Below are 15,998 nucleotides of genomic sequence, written 5' to 3'. Positions count from 1 at the left end.
CGATCGAGAATAACGCTTAGTAAAGGAAGGGATACCAAGTGTGCCCATCGGCGTTGTGAAGCTACCGGGATCGACCGCTGATGTGTGCTCTTTGCGTGTTTGTCGGGTTGTCGCGTGTCAGGTGTGCTATATGCGGACAACTCGCCGCTCGTCGGGCGGCGCGGGGCAGCCCGAACGGACCCCCTCGCCGCAGGTCGCGGGGGGTGTGCGGGGCCGGGACGGGGCGCTCAGATCCGGGTCGGCACCCGCCGCCGAACGGCGGTTCCGGCGGCCACCGCGCCCGCGACGGCGCCGATCCCGGCGGCGGCCGGCAGGCCGATCCGGGCGGCCTTGCGGCCGGTGCGGTAGTCCTTCACGCGCCACCCGTGCGCCCGGGCGTGGCGGCGCAGTCGGGCGTCCGGATTGACCGCGCAGGGATCGCCCACCAGGGTCAACATCGGTATGTCGTTGGCCGAGTCGCTGTAGGCCGAGCAGTCGCTCAGGTTCAGCCCTTCGCGGGCGGCGAGCGCGCGGACCGCCTCCGCCTTGGCCTCGCCGTGCAGCAGTTCGCCGACCAGGCGGCCGGTGTACACGCCGGCGCGGGTCTCGGGCACGGTGCCGAGCGCGCCGGTCAGGCCCAGCCGGCCGGCGATGGTGTCGGCGATCTCGATCGGCGCGGCGGTGACCAGCCAGACCTGGCGGCCCGCGTCCAGGTGCATCTGGGCCAGCGCCCGGGTGCCCGGCCAGATCTTGTCCGCCATGCACTCGTCGAAGATCTCCTCGCCGATCACCCGGATCTCCTCGACCGTGTGCCCCTTGGCGAAGGACAGCGCGCTCTCCTGCGCGTCGCCCACGTGCCCCATGTGCTCCCCGCCGAGCCGGAACCTGGCCTGCTGCCAGCCGAACCGGGCTATGTCGCGGGTGGTCAGGAACCGGCGGGCGTACAGGCCCCGGGCCAGATGGAAGATCGACGCGCCCTGCATGACGGTGTTGTCCAGGTCGAAGAACGCGGCACCGATCCGGGCGGGCGCATCGGCCTCGCCCGGGGCGCGTGCCGGGGCGCTCGCCTGCGCCGCGGCCGCCGCCGCCTCGCCGGCCCGCACGGCGTTGTCGTGGTTGTTCTCGGTCCTCGGTCGCCGGCGCAAGAAAACCATGGTGTCGAGCCTAGTAGGCCCGTATTGCGCTCGTGTGGCGCCGGTCTTGCGGGTGCGCGCCCCATCGGTGAAGCGCGGCCTCCGGCTCGGGCCGGGAGGTGGTCTCCCGGTGGACCCGCGATGGGGCGACAATCGAGGACGTGAATCCTTTCCGCCGCCGCCCCGACGCCGCGACCCGCTCCGTGACGCTGTTGAGCAAGCCCGGCTGTCACCTGTGTGACGACGCCCGGGTCGTGATCGAACGGGTGACCGCGGAACTGGGGGTGGCCTGGACCGAAGTCGACATCACGCAGGACGCGGACCTCCAGCACAAGTACTGGGAGCAGATCCCGGTGACTCTGGTGGACGGGAAACAGCACGATTTCTGGCGGGTCGACGAGCGGCGGCTGCGCAAGGCGCTCGGCGGCTGAGTCGGTCCGAGGGTCGATCCGCGTCGATCCGATGCGGTCGGGGTCGGTCGTTCGCCGGGGGAGGGGGCCGACCGGGGGACGAATCGCCGACACGTACGGTGGGGAGGTGGATGCGATCGGTCACCACGACTACGCACGGGCCATGCTCGAGTCACCTCATGTGATCGAGTTCACGCCCGACTTCGGAACCAAGGCGTGACGAGCATCACGACAGGCGCGCAAATCGGACACCTACTTTGTGCGTACGTTCACAAAAGCCTAACCTGGCAATCGAAATCCCAGGTCCCACCCACAGGAGCAGCGTGGCTACAGGGCGTACCGAGCGACCGGCGCAGCGGGGACGTGGCATCCCCGAGGCGACGGTGGCGCGGCTTCCGCTGTACCTCCGGGCGCTCAGTGCGCTGTCGGAGCGGGGTGTTCCCACGGTCTCGTCCGAGGAACTCGCCGCTGCCGCCGGGGTGAATTCGGCGAAGCTGCGCAAGGACCTGTCGTATCTCGGCTCCTACGGCACCCGCGGGGTCGGTTACGACGTCGAGTATCTCGTGTACCAAATCTCGCGTGAACTCGGGCTCACCCAAGACTGGCCGGTCGCCATCATCGGCATAGGAAATCTGGGTCACGCCCTCGCCAACTACGGCGGGTTCGCCTCGCGCGGCTTCCGGGTCGCGGCCCTGCTGGACGCCGATCGGGCGGTCACCGGGCAGCGGATCGCGGGCATGGCGGTGCGGCACATGGACGACCTCGAGCAGATCGTGCGCGAGGACCACGTGTCGATCGGCGTGATCACCACGCCGGCACCGGCCGCGCAGGAGGTGGCCGATCGACTGGTCGCCGCCGGCATCACGAGCATCCTGAACTTCGCGCCCACCGTGCTCTCGGTGCCCGAAGGGGTGGACGTGCGCAAGGTGGATCTGTCCATCGAGTTGCAGATCCTGGCCTTCCACGAACAGCGCAAGTCCGGTCTCGACCCCGTCGCGGGGCCGGTCCCGGCGCGACCCTCGAAGCCCGGGGAACGCGGCGACCTCCCCGAGGTGATGCCCGCGTGACCGGCTGTCGCACGGGTATCGCGCCCGCGAACACGGCGATCAACGGTAGGAAGACACCATGAGTGTCCTGGCGGTCGGCCTCAGCCACCGAACGGCCGAGGTCGGTCTCCTGGAGCGGGTCTCGGTGACCGGGACGGCCCAGGAGGCGCTTCTGCACGACCTGGTGGCGGCCGAGCCGGTCGGCGAGGCGGTGCTGCTGTCGACCTGCAACCGGGTCGAGATCTACGCGGACGTGGACCGCTTCCACGGTGGCGTCACCGAACTGGGCAACCTGCTGTCGCGGCACACCGGGGTGCCGGTGTCCGAGCTGACCCCGTGCCTGTACGTGCACTACGAGGACCGCGCGGTCCAGCACCTGTTCTCGGTCGCCTGCGGGCTCGACTCGATGGTGGTCGGCGAGGGGCAGATCCTCGGCCAGATAAAGGCCGCGCTCGCGCTCGCGCAGACCCAAGGCACCGCCGGGCGGGTCCTGAACGAGTTGACCCAGCAGGCGCTGCGGGTCGGCAAGCGGGCCCACGCCGAGACCGGGATCGACCAGGCCGGCCGGTCGCTGATGACCGTCGGGCTGGCCCAGGCCGAGTTGTCGATGGGCCCGATCGGCGGAAGCCGGGCGCTGGTGGTGGGCGCGGGCTCGATGAGCGCGCTGGCCGCCAAGACGCTGCACCGCGAGGGCGTGGGCCACATCGTGGTCGCGAACCGCACCTACGCGCGTGCCGAACACCTGGCCGAGGCGGTCTCGGGCCGCGCGGTGCCGATGTCGGCGCTGCCGGAGGCGCTGGGCTCGGTGGACCTGGTGGTCTCCTGCACCGGCGCGGCCGGGCTGGTGATCGGTCGGGACGAGATCGAGGCCGTGCTCGCCGCGCGGTGCGAGCGCGGGGTCGAGCAGCCGTTGGTGCTGATCGACCTGGCGCTGCCGCGCGACATCGACCCCGGCGTGCGCGAGCTCGACGGTGTGGTGCTGATCGACCTGGAACTGCTCGCCGAGGTCTCCGCCGGTACGGCCGGCGAGGCCGACGTGGAACTGGTGCGCAAGATCGTCTGCGAGGAGGTCGCGGCGTTCGCGACCGCGCGGCAGGCGCAGCAGGTCGCGCCGACCGTGGTCGCGCTGCGCAGCATGGGCTCGGACGTGGTCCGGGCCGAGCTGGAGCGGCTGGTCGGCCGGGTGCCGGAGATGGACGAGCGGGTGCGCGCCGAGGTCGAGCAGACCGTACGGCGCGTGGTGGACAAGCTGCTGCACGCGCCGACCGTGCGGGTCAAGCAGTTGGCCGGCGAGCCCGCCGGCTCGTCGTACGCCGACGCGCTGCGGATGTTGTTCGATCTCGACCCGGGCACCCCCGAGGTGGTCCGCCGGGCCGACACCCCCGACAGCGTGGAAGGTGTGGCGTGACCGAGGCACCGTTGCGACTGGGCACCAGGCGAAGCGCCCTGGCGATGGCCCAGTCGGGTCATGTCGCCCAGGCCGTCACGCGCCTGACCGGCCGCGCCGTCGAACTGGTGGAGATCACCACCCAGGGCGACGTCTCGCGCGAGCACCTGACCCAGATCGGCGGCACGGGCGTGTTCGTCAACGCGCTGCGCGACGCGCTGCACGCCGGCGAGGTCGACTTCGTCGTGCACTCGCTCAAGGATCTGCCCACGGGCAAGCCCGAGGGCATCACCCTCGCGGCCGTCCCGCAGCGGCACGATCCGCGCGACGTGCTGGTGGCCCGGGACGGGCTCGCGCTGGCCGAGTTGCCGGCCGGGTCCCGGATCGGGACCGGCTCGCCGCGCCGCGCCGCGCAGTTGCGACTGCTCGGCCTCGGCCACGAGATCCTGCCGATCCGCGGCAACGTCGACACCCGGGTCGGCTACGTACGCTCGGGCAAGCTCGACGGCGTCGTTTTGGCCAAGGCCGGCCTCGGCCGCCTGGGCCGTGCGGAGGAGGTCACCGAGACCTTCGATCCGCTCCACATGCTGCCTGCCCCCGGTCAAGGGGCATTGGCCGTCGAGTGCGCGGCACACGATGCCGCCCTCGTCGAACTGCTCGCCGGTTTGGACGACTCGGACACCCGAGCCGCCGTACTGGCCGAGCGCACGCTGCTCGCCGTCCTCGAAGCCGGATGTTCGGCTCCGGTCGGCGCCCTCTGCGAGGTCGCCGAAGGCGAGCAGGTCACCGAGCTGTACCTGCGGGCCGTAGTCGCGAATGTCGACGGCACCGACAGCGTACGGTTGTCCGCCACCGGAACCCTCGACGAGGCGGAGAAGATCGGGCGCGAACTCGCGACCGAACTCCTCGCCCGAGGGGCCTCCGGTTTGATGGGGGAGCGCGTCCCTTGAGCCCCAGAGCGAAGAAGAAGCCCAGCGGCGTCGTGACCTTCGTGGGTGCCGGTCCCGGCGACCCGCGACTGCTCACACTGCGGGCCATCGAGGTGCTGGCAGAGGCCGACGTGGTGGTCGCCGACGAGGCGACGCTGCGCCAGGTCCTGTTCCACTGCAAGAGCGGGGTCGAGGTCCTGGACCCGGTGACCGGCGACGACGGGGAACTCCTGTCCGCCGTGGCCCGGGCCAAGGTCGTGGTGGCCGCCGCGCGATCGGGCAGGCAGGTGGTCCGGGCCGTGGCCGGCGACCCGTGCGTGGACCAGTCGGTCATCGACGAGGTCACCGCGGTCGCGAAGGCGAAGATCGTCTTCGAGGTCGTGCCGGGTGTGCCGGTCAGCACGGCCGTGCCCACCTACGCGGGTATCCCGCTGCACCCGACCAAGGGCAGCGGCGGCGTGCGTGTGCTGGACATGGCCGAGGGCACGATCGACTGGGCCACGGTCGGCTCCGTCGAGGGCACCCTGGTGCTGCGCGGCGTGCTGGACTCGATCGCCGAGATCGCCCAGGAGCTGGTCGCGGGCGGGCGCAAGCCGGCCACGCCGGTCGCGGTCACGATCAACGGCACCACCACCGAGCAGCGCACCCTGGTGAGCACGCTCGCCCAGGTCGCCTCGGATGTGCGGGCCGCGAAGATCACGCTGCCGGCCGTCGTGGTCGTCGGCGAGGTGGTCGCGCAACGCGACACTCTGTCGTGGTTCGAGACCAAACCGCTGTTCGGGTGGAAGGTGCTGGTCCCGCGGACCAAGGAGCAGGCGGTCACGCTCTCCGAGCAGCTGCGCTCGTACGGCGCGGTGCCGCACGAGGTGCCGACCATCGCGGTCGAGCCCCCGCGCACGCCGCAGCAGATGGAGCGGGCGATCAAGGGCCTGGTGACCGGCCGCTACGAGTGGATCGCGTTCACGTCGGTCAACGCCGTGCGCGCGGTGCGCGAGCGGTTCGAGGACTACGGCCTGGACGCGCGTGCCTTCGCGGGCATCAAGGTGGCGGCCGTGGGCGAGGCGACCGCGCGGGCGCTGGTGGAGTTCGGCGTCAAGCCGGACCTGGTGCCCTCGGGCGAGCAGTCGGCCGCGGGGTTGCTGGAGGACTGGCCGCCGTACGACGCGGTCTTCGACCCGATCGACCGGGTGTTCCTGCCGCGCGCCGACATCGCCACCGAGACCCTGGTGGCCGGTCTGGTCGAGCTGGGCTGGGAGGTCGACGACGTCACGGCGTACCGCACGGTGCGCGCGGCGCCGCCGCCGGCGGACACCCGCGAGGCGATCAAGGGCGGCGGCTTCGACGCGGTCCTGTTCACGTCGTCCTCGACGGTGCGCAACCTGGTCGGCATCGCGGGCAAGCCGCACGCGGTGACGGTGATCGCGTGTATCGGCTCGGCCACGGCGAAGACCGCCGAGGAGCACGGGCTGCGCGTGGACGTGCTGGCGCCCGAGCCGTCGGTGTCCGCCCTGGCCGAGGCGTTGGCGGAGTTCGGTACGGCGCGACGGGCCGCGATGATCGAGGCGGGCGACCCGGTCACCCGGCCGAGTGAGCGGCGGCCGGGATCGCGGCGCAAGGCCAAGTAAGTGGTAGGTGCAGTAATCGTGGTGAATCCGCCGGCTGTGGTGGTTTCGGCGGATCGGTGAGAAAGGCCGATTGGCTCATGTCGTACCAGACTGACGCATCGTCAGGGTTTCCCGCGCACCGTCCTCGGCGGCTGCGCACGTCCCCGGCGATGCGCCGGCTGGTCGCGGAGACCCGGCTGCATCCCGCCGACCTGATCCTGCCGCTGTTCGTGCGCGAGGGCGCGAGCGAGCCGGTGCCGATCTCGTCGATGCCGGGCGTGGTCCAGCACACCCGCGACTCGCTGCGCAAGGCCGCGCACGACGCGGTCGCGGCGGGCGTCGGCGGGTTGATGCTGTTCGGCATCCCGTCGGTCAAGGACGCGGTCGGCTCGGCCGGGTTCGACCCCGAGGGGGTGCTCCAGGTCGCGATCCGCGACGTGGTGGCCGAGGTGGGCGCGGACACCGTGGTGATGTCCGACCTGTGCCTGGACGAGTTCACCGACCACGGGCACTGCGGTGTGTTGGCGGCCGACGGCTCGGTGGACAACGACGCGACCCTTGAGGCGTACGCGCGGATGGCCGTGGTGCAGGCCGACGCGGGTGTGCACATGGTCGGGCCGAGCGGGATGATGGACGGTCAGGTCGGGGCGATCCGGCGGGCGTTGGACGACGCCGGGTACCTGGACGTGGCGATCCTGGCCTACAGCGCGAAGTACGCGTCGGGCTTCTTCGGCCCGTTCCGCGAGGCGGTCGAGTCGACGCTGGAGGGCGACCGGAACACCTACCAGCAGGACGCGGCCAACTCCGACGAGTCGGTGCGCGAGGTGCTGCTGGATGTGGCCGAGGGCGCGGACCTGGTGATGGTCAAGCCGGCGATGTCGTACCTGGACGTGGTGCGGCGGATCGCGGACGAGGTGCACGTGCCGGTGGCGGCGTACCAGGTCAGCGGCGAGTACGCGATGGTCGAGGCGGCGGCGGTGAACGGCTGGATCGACCGGGACCGGGTGATCCTGGAGACGCTGACGTCGATCAAGCGGGCGGGGGCCTCGTCGATCCTGACGTATTGGGCGACCGAGGTGGCGCGGCGGGTGCGGTAGGGGACCACTCGTTCGGGTGGCGGGCGGCCGAGGAGCGTTTGCGCGACTCGGGTGACTCGTACGGTTGTCGGGAACTTGTTCGTTACCGGCGACCGTGACCCACGCTGGGGTGAGGAGGTGTTTCCGGATGGCGAGTGCGACGCATGAGCCGATGGTGACTACTTCACCGTCCGGTGACCTCGATGAGTGTCTGTGGCAGATCTGGAAGACGATGACTCTGCCCGAGGGACTCCGTGCCGAGATCATCGAAGGGGCCATCGCGGTGTCTCCCACGGGTTCCCGTCGGCATGGGAAGCTTGCGAACCGACTTCGGGACGCGTTCAAGGAACACTTGGATGCGGACGGGGCGTTCGCCGCCTATCAGGACATCAATGTCATCCATCGCGGCAAGGTGTACATCCCCGACGTCTTCGTGGCTCCCGAGGATGTGGACGAGGCGCCGGACTCCGAAGGGCTCGGGGTGACGGCCTCGGGTGTGGTTCTCGTAGCCGAGATCGTCTCGCCCGGACGGGAGGCCGCGGAACGGGATCGGGAGCGCAAGCTTCGTGCCTACGCCGAGGCCGGCATCGATGTCTATGTGATCGTCGACGACTTCGATGGCGACGGGGTTGTCACGGTGCTGTGTTACCCGGAGGCGGCCAAGAGCGAGTACCGCATGTCGATGCGGGCGGTCTACGGGACGGCGGTCACGATTCCGGAGGGGCCGCTGAAGGGCTTCACGATCGGTCCGGAGATCACGGCGCGCTGAGTCGGGGTCAGGGGCGTAGGCGGGTCAGGGCCGCCGGGGGCAGGTGGCGGGCCAGGACGGTCAGGGCCGCGGTGACTTGGGCGAGGACCTGTTCGTCGGTGGTGGCGAGGGCCCGGGTCAGGGCGTCCTCGATGCCGGCGGCGCGGACTTCGGCGACCCTGGCGGACGGGGTCGCGGCCGTGCGGACCAGGATGCGGCGGCGGTCGGTGGGGTCCTGGGTGGTTTCGATCGAACCGGTTTCCTTGAGGCGGGCCACGGCGGTGGAGACCTGGCTTTGGGGGAGGCCGGTGCGGCGGGCGATCTCGCCGATGGCGCTGTCGGGGTGGGCGGCGATGTCGCTCAGGGCGATCAGGATCGGGCGCACGCTGCCGGGGTGAGGGGCGGTGCCGACCTGGGGGGCGGGTAGGGCGTCCTCGCCGATCTTCATGAGGGTGCGGCCGAGGAGGAAGAGGTCGACGGGGGTCATCGGGGTCATGGGATTCAGGGGGGTGGGGGACGTCATGGGCAGATAGTACATCGGAAAAGATGTATCGATCTTGATGTATCTAGTTCGATGGATTATGTTGCGGTCATGGGTGGGTGGCGGATCGGTGCCGCCTGCGACGACTTCCCGGGGGGATTCTCGTGACCGCGACTGCTGGTGCTGTTTTGTCCGTGCCGGGTGCGGAGCTGTACTACGAAGTGCGGGGCTCCGGGCCGCTGTTGCTGATCGGGGAGAGCGGGGAGGGGGACGCCGGGCGCAGTGTGGACATGGTCGATCGGCTGGCGGCCGACCACACCGTGGTGACCTACGACCGGCGTGGGCTTTCCCGGAGTACGTTGACGGACCCGGCGGCGCCGGTGAGCATCGGAGACCACGCCGACGACGTGGCGCGGCTGTTGGTCGAGGTCGCCGATGGGCCGGCGATGATGCTGGGGCTCAGCATGGGCGGGTTGATCGGGCTGCGGGTGGCGGCGACTCGGCCGGAGTTGCTGCACACGTTGATCGCCCACGAGCCGGTCGCGCCGTGGTTGCTCTCCGATGCGGAACGCGACGCGCATCGGGGTGAGTTGAGCGCGATCCGGGAGGTGCATGCGCGGGCCGGGATGGGTGGTGCGTTTCCTGCGATCACGGCTCACCTGGGCATCGAGCCGGGTGTGGAGGAGCGTGAGCCGGATCTGACCGCGCAGCCGATGAGCGCGCGGCGGATGGCGAACTTCGATTTCTTCATCGGGCGGGAGTTTCCGGCGGTGGTGGACGACGTGCTGTCGCCGGATCTGGTGCGCTCGTCGGCGACGCGCATGATCCCCGGGGTGGGGGCGACCACGGGGCGGCGGGTGTTCACGCGGCGGTGTGCGGTGGCGCTGGAGGGGGTCGTCGGGGTTGCGGCGGCGGTGTTCCCGGGTGGGCACAACGGCAATCTGACGCATCCGCGGGCGTTTGCGGCGGCGGTGCGGGGGGTGTTGGGGGGCGTGGCCGGCTGAGGTGGGTGGGTGAGTGAGGTGGCCGGCCGATGTGGGTGGGTCGGATCGGTGGGGCTGGGCTGGGGGGCGGATCGGTGGGGCTGGGCTGGGCTGGGGGGCGGCCCGGTTGGGTTGGACTGGTGGGGCGGGCCGTTGGGTTGGGCCGGTGGGTCACTCGTATGTGGGATTTTCGGGGGTTCGTTCGGGGTGGGTCGGTGGGTCGGGTCAACCTTGCGCCATGGCCGACTCTCGGGTTGTGGCGCGATTCCTGGTGGTGGCGTGTGTGTGCTTGCCGGCCGTCGGGGGCTGCGGTTCGGCGGCGGGGGCCGAGGGGTGTGGGCGGCGGGCGGGCGCCGTGGTCGAGGCCGGTGGGGGTTCGGGCGGGGCGGGGTGTGGGGTGCGGGTCGGGTGGACGGGCGTCGGGTACGCGCCGGCGGGTGCGGGCGGCGACCGGGGTCGGGGTGACGGAGGCGCGGCGGTACGGGTCGAGGGCGTGGGTAAGCCGCCGACGAAACCGGCGCATCCGCGACCGCCTCGGCCGCCGGCGACCAAGCCCCCGAAGCCGCCTGCGCCGAAGCCGCCGGTGTTGGGGGTGGTGGGGCCGGCGGGGGTGCGGCCGGTGATGACGAAGCTGGCGGGGGTGAGGCCGGTGATGACGAAGCCGGCGGGGGTGAGGCCGTTGGAGCCGAGGCCGTCGGAGTCGGGGCCGCCGGGGGCGAAGGTGCCGGGGGTGAGGCCGGCTGCGTTGCAGGTGGGTGTGGGGTCGGTGGGTGGCGGGGGTGGGGGAGAGCTCGATTGGCCGGTTGAGCGTGGCGGTTCGGCGGTGGACTCGGGTGGTGGGGGCTCGGGTGGTTCGGGGGGCGGGGCCGGGCGTTCTGTGGTGGATCGGCCGTTCGGGTCGGGGTGGCGGGTGGTTGCTTCGCGGGAGAGGGCGGCGCCGGGGCAGCGGGCCGAGGTGGTGGGTTTGGGCGACGTTGCCGGTGGTGGGCAGAAGGTGGCGGGGGCGGGGCGGTGGCCGTTTGTTGCGTCGGCCGTGGATGCCGGGGTACGGGGGGAGGTCGGTGTGCCGGGGGGCGGCGAGTCGGTTCGGGCGGGCGGGTGGGTGTGTCCGATGGTGGATGGGCTGCGGGTGGGTGGGGTGGTGGAGTGGGCGGTTTTCGGGTTTGTGGTCGGGGTTGTGTTCGCTTTGGGGATCGGGATCGGGATCGGGTCGGTGGGCTTGCGGCGCTCTTGATGGGTGGGGATGTCGTCCGGGCTTGACGGCTAATGGTGTTAGCCGGATGATGGACGCAGGCGGCTAACATCGTTAGCCACAGGCGGGTGGAGGCGGCATGAGCACCATCGTGGGCACGGGAATCCGCGGTTCGGCGGCGCTTCGGTGGACGCGGCGCGGCGCGTGGGGTGTACTGGCGCTGTTTTTGGCGGCGTTCGCGGTGTTCGAGAGCGTGAAGTATGGCTTCGCCACTTCTGCGGCGGCGTTGGTCTTCTTCGTACTGCCCGACCTGACCATGTTCGTCGGAGCCGGCGACGCGCTGCGGGACGGCACGCACGAGCGGGGTCGGCTGCAGGCGCGCGCGGTGCCGTTCTACAACGCGTTGCACCGGGCCTGGGTCCCGCTGATCGTGCTGGTCGGCTACTCCGTCGGGCCGATCGAGTGGCCGCCGCTGTTCACCGCCGGCCTCGGCTGGCTCACCCACATCGCGATGGACCGTGCCGCCGGGTACGGACTGCGCACTCCCGAAGGGTTCCGTAAGCATGTCTGACGTTTCGTACGTTTCCGCTCCTCCGGTCGGCGGTCGGGCGCGGGAGATCGTGGCCGCCGCGCGGGAACTCCTGGAGGGGGAGGGGCCGGAGGCGGTGTCGATGCGGCGGATCGCGGAGCGGATCGGGATCAAGGCGCCGTCGTTGTACAAGCACTTCGCGGACAAGTCCGCGGTGGAGAGCGCGTTGATCGCGCAGGCGATGGCGGAATTGGCGGAGGCACTGGAGGCCGCGGAGGCCGGGTCGGCCGGGGCGGGGGGCTCGGCGGGGTCGGCGGCGGGGGGTTCGCGGCTGGAACGGATCACGGCGTTGGCGGGGGCGTATCGGGCCTACGCGCTTGCGCATCCGGATCTGTATCGGTTGATGAGTGGGCAGCCGTTGGATCGTGCCGCGTTGCCGTCGGGGCTGGAGGAGCGGGCGGCGGCGCCGTTGATGCGGGCGGTGGGGGGCGATCACGACGCTGCGCGGGCCGTGTGGGGGTTTGCGCACGGGATGGTCTCGCTGGAGTTGGCGGGTCGGTTTCCGCCGGGGGCGGACCTCTCGGGGGCGTGGGCCAGGGGCTGCGGGGCCTTTGCGGGGTGAACCCGGCTTGGCCGACGGCTCTCCTGCGCGAGCCGGTCCGGGCCCTTGGCCTCAAACGCCGGCCGGGCTGATGGAGCACTTGGCCGGTTCGGTGTTGCTTGGCTTGGGTGGCCTCAAGCGCCGGCCGGGCTGAGTGGGGTTGGCCGGTGTGGTGGATGGGCCTGAAGCGGGGGCCGGGCTGATGGGGCTCTTGGCCGGTTGCGCATTGCTTGGGTGGGGTGGCCTCAAGCGCCGGCCGGGCTGAATGGGGTCGGCCGATGTGGTGGATGGGCCTGAAGTGCCGGCCGGGCTGATGGGGCTCTTGGCCGGTTGCGCATTGCTTGGGTGGGGTGGCCTCAAGCGCCGGCCCGGCTGAGTGGGGTTGGCCGGTGTGGTGGATGGGCCTGAAGCGGGGCCGGGCTGATGGGGCTCTTGGCCGGTTCGGTGTTGCTTGGCTTGGGTGGCCTCAAGCGCCGGCCGGGCTGAGTGGGGTTGGCCGATGTGGTGGATGGGCCTGAAGCGGGCGCCGGGCTGATGGGGCTCCTGGCCGGTTGCGCATTGCTTGGGTGGGGTGGCCTCAAGCGCCGGCCGGGCTGATGGTGGCCGGTTGGGCATTGCTTGGCTGAGGCGGTCTCGAACGCCGGCCGGGCTGGCTGGCCTGGTCGATGTGGTGCATCGCTTCAAGCGCCGGCCGGGCTGGGTGGGGGTGGTGTGGTGTATCGGCTTCGAGCGGCGGCCGAGTTGGTGGGGTTCCTGGCCGGTTCGGTGTTGCTTGGCTGGGGTGGCTTCAAGCGCCGGACGGGCTGGGTGGGGGTGGTGTGGTGTATCGGCTTTGAGCGGCGGGCCGGGTTGAGGGGCTCTTGGTCGGTGGGGTGTTGCTTGGCTGGGGTGGGCTTGAGTGCCGGCCGGGTTGGGTGGCTTGGTCGGGGTGGTGGATCGGCTTTGAGTGGGGCCGGGTTGGCTTGGGTGGCTTTGGGGTGGGGGCTTTGACAGGGTGCGGTGGCCACCTTGGCGGCCGTTGGGGTCAGGGGTGGTTGGGGCAGGGGGAGGCGTTGGATTTTTTGGTGGGGCGGGGGGATGGGGAGTGGTAGACGAGGTTGTTTTCGGTCCAGGACTTGTATGTGCGTAGTGGGCGGCATGGGACCGGGCCGAGGGAGCGGCCTGTGGCTATTTCGAAGGTGGCCTTGTGGGCCGGGCAGGTGAGGTGTTCGTTGGTCAGGGTGCCTCTGGAGAGGATGGCGCCGGCGTGGGGGCAGCGGTCCTCGAAGACGTGGACCGTGTCGCCGTGGCGCAGGATCGCGACCGGGGGGCTGGTGCCGACTCGGGTCGGGACGCCTTCGGGGAGGCTCGCGAGCGGGCCCAGGCACACGGGTGGGCGCTCCCGGCGGAAGGGTGACATCGTGCCCCCGGGGTTGGCGGTATCGCCCCAGGTTAGGCAGTACGGCCTTGCTTCGCCAGTATGCGATCAAGGTCGCCGAGATCCGGTTGTGATCCGCGTGACCACGCGAAGTCTTTCTTCCCGCAAAGCTTCTGACGTACCGTCAGGTCAATGCCCCGGGGCTTCGGCTTCGCCATGCCCCGGCGACGTACCCCGGCCCCGGCTTTCCGCGCGGAGGACACGTGTCTGACCCGATCTACGACGCCACCACTCTCTGGGAGCTGGTGGAGCGCCGCGCGGCGGCGTCTCCCGATGTACCCATGCTGCTCGACCCGGAGGACCGCAGGGTCACCTTCGGTGGGTTCAAGGCGTGGGCCGAGCGCGTGGCCGCGGGCTTCCACGCGCTCGGCGTCACCGCCGGGACCCGTGTGACCTGGCAGTTGACCACGCGGATCGAGTCCATCGTGGTCTCGTTCGCGCTCGCCCGGCTCGGCGCGGTGCAGAACCCGATCATCCCGTTCTACCGGGAGAAGGAGGTCGGGTTCTGTCTGCGGCAGACCGGGGCCGAGTTCTTCCTGTGTCCGCGCGAGTGGAAGGGCTTCGACTTCGTCGGCATGGGTGAGGCGCTGGCCAAGGAGCTGAGCCCGGCGCCGCGCGTCATGGTCGCCTACGACGAGCTGCCCGAGGGCGACCCGGCCGACCTGCCGCCCGCGCCGACCGACGGCGACGAGGTGCGTTGGCTCTACTACACCTCCGGGACCACGTCCGACCCGAAGGGCGTCCAGCACAGCGACTCGACGCTGCTCGCGGGCGGCAAGGGGCTGGCCGTCGCGCTGGACATGTCGCCGAGCGACATCGGCTCGATCGCGTTCCCGTACGCGCACATCGCGGGCCCGGACTACATCGTCACCGTGCTCGCCTCGGGCTTCCCGGCGGTGATCGTGGAGAACTTCGACCCGGCGGGCGTGGTGCCGGTGTACAAGCGGCTCGGCGTCACCATGGTCGGCGGCTCGACCGCGTTCTATGTCGCGTTCCTGAACGAGCAGCGCAAGCAGCCCGGCGAGAAGATCATCCCGACCCTGCGGATCGTCTCCGGCGGCGGCGCGCCCAAGCCGCCGGAGCTGGTCGGCGAGGTGCGCGACGAGATGCGGGCGATCCTGTGCCACGGGTACGGGATGACCGAGTCGCCGATGATCGCCCAGGGCGGACCGTACGACTCCGAGGACCAGCGCTCGTACACCGAGGGCAAGCCGGTCAGCGGCATCGAGGTGCGCATCGCGCGGGCGGACGGCTCCGTCGCGGACACCGGCGAGGAGGGCGAGGTCCGGCTGCGTGGGCCGATGGTGTTCAAGGGGTACACCGACCCCGCGCTGACCGCCGACGCGTTCGACGAGGACGGCTTCTTCCGCACCGGCGACCTGGGCCGACTGCGCGCCGACGGGCACCTCTCGCTGACCGGTCGGCTCAAGGACGTGATCATCCGCAAGGGGGAGAACATCTCCGCGCGCGAGATCGAGGACCTGCTGTTCGCCCACCCGAAGGTCGCCGACGCGGCGGTGATCGGCCTGGTCGACCGCGAGCGCGGAGAGCGGGTCTGCGCCGTGGTGGAGCGCCAACCGGGTGAATCCGACCTGGAATTCGCCGAGATGGTCGGCTACCTGCGCGAGGCCGGGCTGATGACGCAGAAGATCCCGGAGCAATTGGAACTGGTCGACGCGCTGCCGCGGAACGAGACGCTGCGCAAGGTGTTGAAGTTCAAGCTGCGCGAGGAGTACGACAAGAAGCCCTGGACGCCCCGGCGCTGACCGCCGATTCGGCCTTCCAGGCCACCCCGAACCGCTGCTGATGCCCCGTCACCGGATTGGTGACGGGGCATCAGGGGTCAGGCCCAGGCGGCCAGTACGGCGTCGACCGTGGTGATCGTCGCGATCGCGTTGAAGGTGTTGGCGAGTACGGCTTCGGCGTATTCGGGAGGGAATCCGGCCACCGCCTCGCGCGGTACGACGAATTGGAATCCCGCGTTCACCGCGTCCATCGCGAAGTTGAGCATGCCGACGTTGAGCGAGACGCCGACGCCCACGACGGTACGCACGCCCAGGTTCCGCAGTACGGCGGCCAGTCCGGTGTCGGCCATCGGGCCGAGTCCGTGGTAGCGGGAAAGCACCAGGTCGGAGGGGTGGACGGTGATCCCGTCGGCCACCGCGGCGGCGTCCGAGCCGGGGGCCAGGAGCACCGGCGCCTTGGCCGCGGCGCCGAACATCCGGGCGTTGGTGTTGGCGCCCCGGCCGTCCGGGCGGCGCACCGCCAGGCAGTGCACGACCGGGACTTGGGCCCGGCGGGCGGCCTTGGCGAGCCGATCGACGGCCGGAATCAGCCCCCCGGTGTGCGCGGTCAGCGCGGGGAACACCGCCTGCGTGCCGATCACTCCGTTCTGGCATTCCTGGGTGATCAACGCGGTGTGTCCGGGGTCGATCAGTTCTTCGAGACGCAGGGCCATCCGTGATTCTCCTGACGTTGAGTCA

At 71.0% G+C, this 15,998-nt stretch carries 15 protein-coding genes; 11 read left to right on the top strand and 4 right to left on the bottom strand.

Annotated features, from left to right (window positions below; translation table 11 throughout):
- Positions 1-227 precede the first annotated feature (227 nt).
- Positions 228-1,133 (bottom strand): HAD family hydrolase, encoded by a 906-nt coding sequence (locus ACMXN5_RS14235; RefSeq protein WP_439675575.1) that lies wholly within the window; start codon positions 1,131-1,133, stop codon positions 228-230.
- A gap of 140 nt (positions 1,134-1,273) precedes the next feature.
- On the opposite strand from ACMXN5_RS14235, the gene ACMXN5_RS14230 reads away from it, so the two are divergent.
- The 7 genes from ACMXN5_RS14230 (at position 1,274) to ACMXN5_RS14200 (ending at position 8,333) form a co-directional block, all read left to right on the top strand.
- The gene (locus tag ACMXN5_RS14230) at positions 1,274-1,543 is read left to right on the top strand and encodes a glutaredoxin family protein (protein ID WP_439675574.1); all 270 of its coding nucleotides are present in this window, start codon (positions 1,274-1,276) and stop codon (positions 1,541-1,543) included.
- 302 nt (positions 1,544-1,845) lie between these two features.
- A complete protein-coding gene (locus ACMXN5_RS14225) occupies positions 1,846-2,589 on the top strand; it encodes a redox-sensing transcriptional repressor Rex (protein ID WP_078976624.1) in 744 nt (247 codons plus the stop codon).
- 58 nt (positions 2,590-2,647) lie between these two features.
- Positions 2,648-3,976, top strand: coding sequence for a glutamyl-tRNA reductase (locus ACMXN5_RS14220; protein ID WP_439675573.1), 1,329 nt, complete (start codon positions 2,648-2,650; stop codon positions 3,974-3,976).
- Positions 3,973-4,905, top strand: coding sequence for a hydroxymethylbilane synthase (gene hemC / locus ACMXN5_RS14215; protein ID WP_439675572.1), 933 nt, complete (start codon positions 3,973-3,975; stop codon positions 4,903-4,905). Before ACMXN5_RS14220 ends, hemC begins: the two co-directional genes overlap by 4 nt.
- Positions 4,902-6,509, top strand: coding sequence for a uroporphyrinogen-III synthase (locus ACMXN5_RS14210; RefSeq protein ID WP_439675571.1), 1,608 nt, complete (start codon positions 4,902-4,904; stop codon positions 6,507-6,509). Before hemC ends, ACMXN5_RS14210 begins: the two co-directional genes overlap by 4 nt.
- Positions 6,510-6,586: 77 nt before the next feature.
- Positions 6,587-7,585 (top strand): porphobilinogen synthase, encoded by a 999-nt coding sequence (gene hemB, locus ACMXN5_RS14205; RefSeq protein WP_439675570.1) that lies wholly within the window; start codon positions 6,587-6,589, stop codon positions 7,583-7,585.
- A 127-nt stretch (positions 7,586-7,712) separates the two neighbouring features.
- The gene (locus tag ACMXN5_RS14200) at positions 7,713-8,333 is read left to right on the top strand and encodes a Uma2 family endonuclease (protein ID WP_439675569.1); all 621 of its coding nucleotides are present in this window, start codon (positions 7,713-7,715) and stop codon (positions 8,331-8,333) included.
- A gap of 7 nt (positions 8,334-8,340) precedes the next feature.
- On the opposite strand, the gene ACMXN5_RS14195 is transcribed toward ACMXN5_RS14200, so the two are convergent.
- The gene (locus ACMXN5_RS14195) at positions 8,341-8,835 is read right to left on the bottom strand and encodes a MarR family winged helix-turn-helix transcriptional regulator (RefSeq protein WP_439675568.1); all 495 of its coding nucleotides are present in this window, start codon (positions 8,833-8,835) and stop codon (positions 8,341-8,343) included.
- A 122-nt stretch (positions 8,836-8,957) separates the two neighbouring features.
- Here ACMXN5_RS14195 and ACMXN5_RS14190 point away from each other — a divergent pair, with 122 nt between their 5' ends.
- The 3 genes from ACMXN5_RS14190 to ACMXN5_RS14180 all read left to right on the top strand — a co-directional run bounded on the left by ACMXN5_RS14190 (position 8,958) and on the right by ACMXN5_RS14180 (position 12,119).
- Positions 8,958-9,797 carry an alpha/beta fold hydrolase gene (locus tag ACMXN5_RS14190; protein ID WP_439675567.1) on the top strand — a complete coding sequence of 280 codons (840 nt, stop codon included), beginning with the start codon at positions 8,958-8,960 and terminating at the stop codon, positions 9,795-9,797.
- A gap of 1,310 nt (positions 9,798-11,107) precedes the next feature.
- Entirely contained in the window at positions 11,108-11,539 is a 432-nt protein-coding gene (locus tag ACMXN5_RS14185; protein WP_439675566.1) for a DUF4260 family protein, read from the top strand.
- A complete protein-coding gene (locus tag ACMXN5_RS14180) occupies positions 11,532-12,119 on the top strand; it encodes a TetR/AcrR family transcriptional regulator (RefSeq protein ID WP_439675565.1) in 588 nt (195 codons plus the stop codon). Before ACMXN5_RS14185 ends, ACMXN5_RS14180 begins: the two co-directional genes overlap by 8 nt.
- Positions 12,120-13,122: 1,003 nt before the next feature.
- Here ACMXN5_RS14180 and ACMXN5_RS14175 read toward each other — a convergent pair.
- Positions 13,123-13,497, bottom strand: a complete 375-nt coding sequence (locus ACMXN5_RS14175; protein WP_395793917.1) for a Rieske (2Fe-2S) protein — start codon at positions 13,495-13,497, stop codon at positions 13,123-13,125.
- Between the two features lie 221 nt (positions 13,498-13,718).
- Here ACMXN5_RS14175 and ACMXN5_RS14170 point away from each other — a divergent pair, with 221 nt between their 5' ends.
- Complete coding sequence (locus ACMXN5_RS14170; RefSeq protein WP_379999157.1) at positions 13,719-15,281, top strand: class I adenylate-forming enzyme family protein; 1,563 nt, start codon at positions 13,719-13,721, stop codon at positions 15,279-15,281.
- 77 nt (positions 15,282-15,358) lie between these two features.
- Here ACMXN5_RS14170 and ACMXN5_RS14165 read toward each other — a convergent pair whose 3' ends face one another.
- Positions 15,359-15,973, bottom strand: coding sequence for an isochorismatase family protein (locus ACMXN5_RS14165; RefSeq protein WP_126639303.1), 615 nt, complete (start codon positions 15,971-15,973; stop codon positions 15,359-15,361).
- Positions 15,974-15,998 lie beyond the last annotated feature (25 nt).

Source organism: Embleya australiensis (assembly GCF_051903075.1).
Taxonomy (GTDB): domain Bacteria; phylum Actinomycetota; class Actinomycetes; order Streptomycetales; family Streptomycetaceae; genus Embleya.
This window is presented reverse-complemented; position numbering and strand designations above follow the sequence as displayed.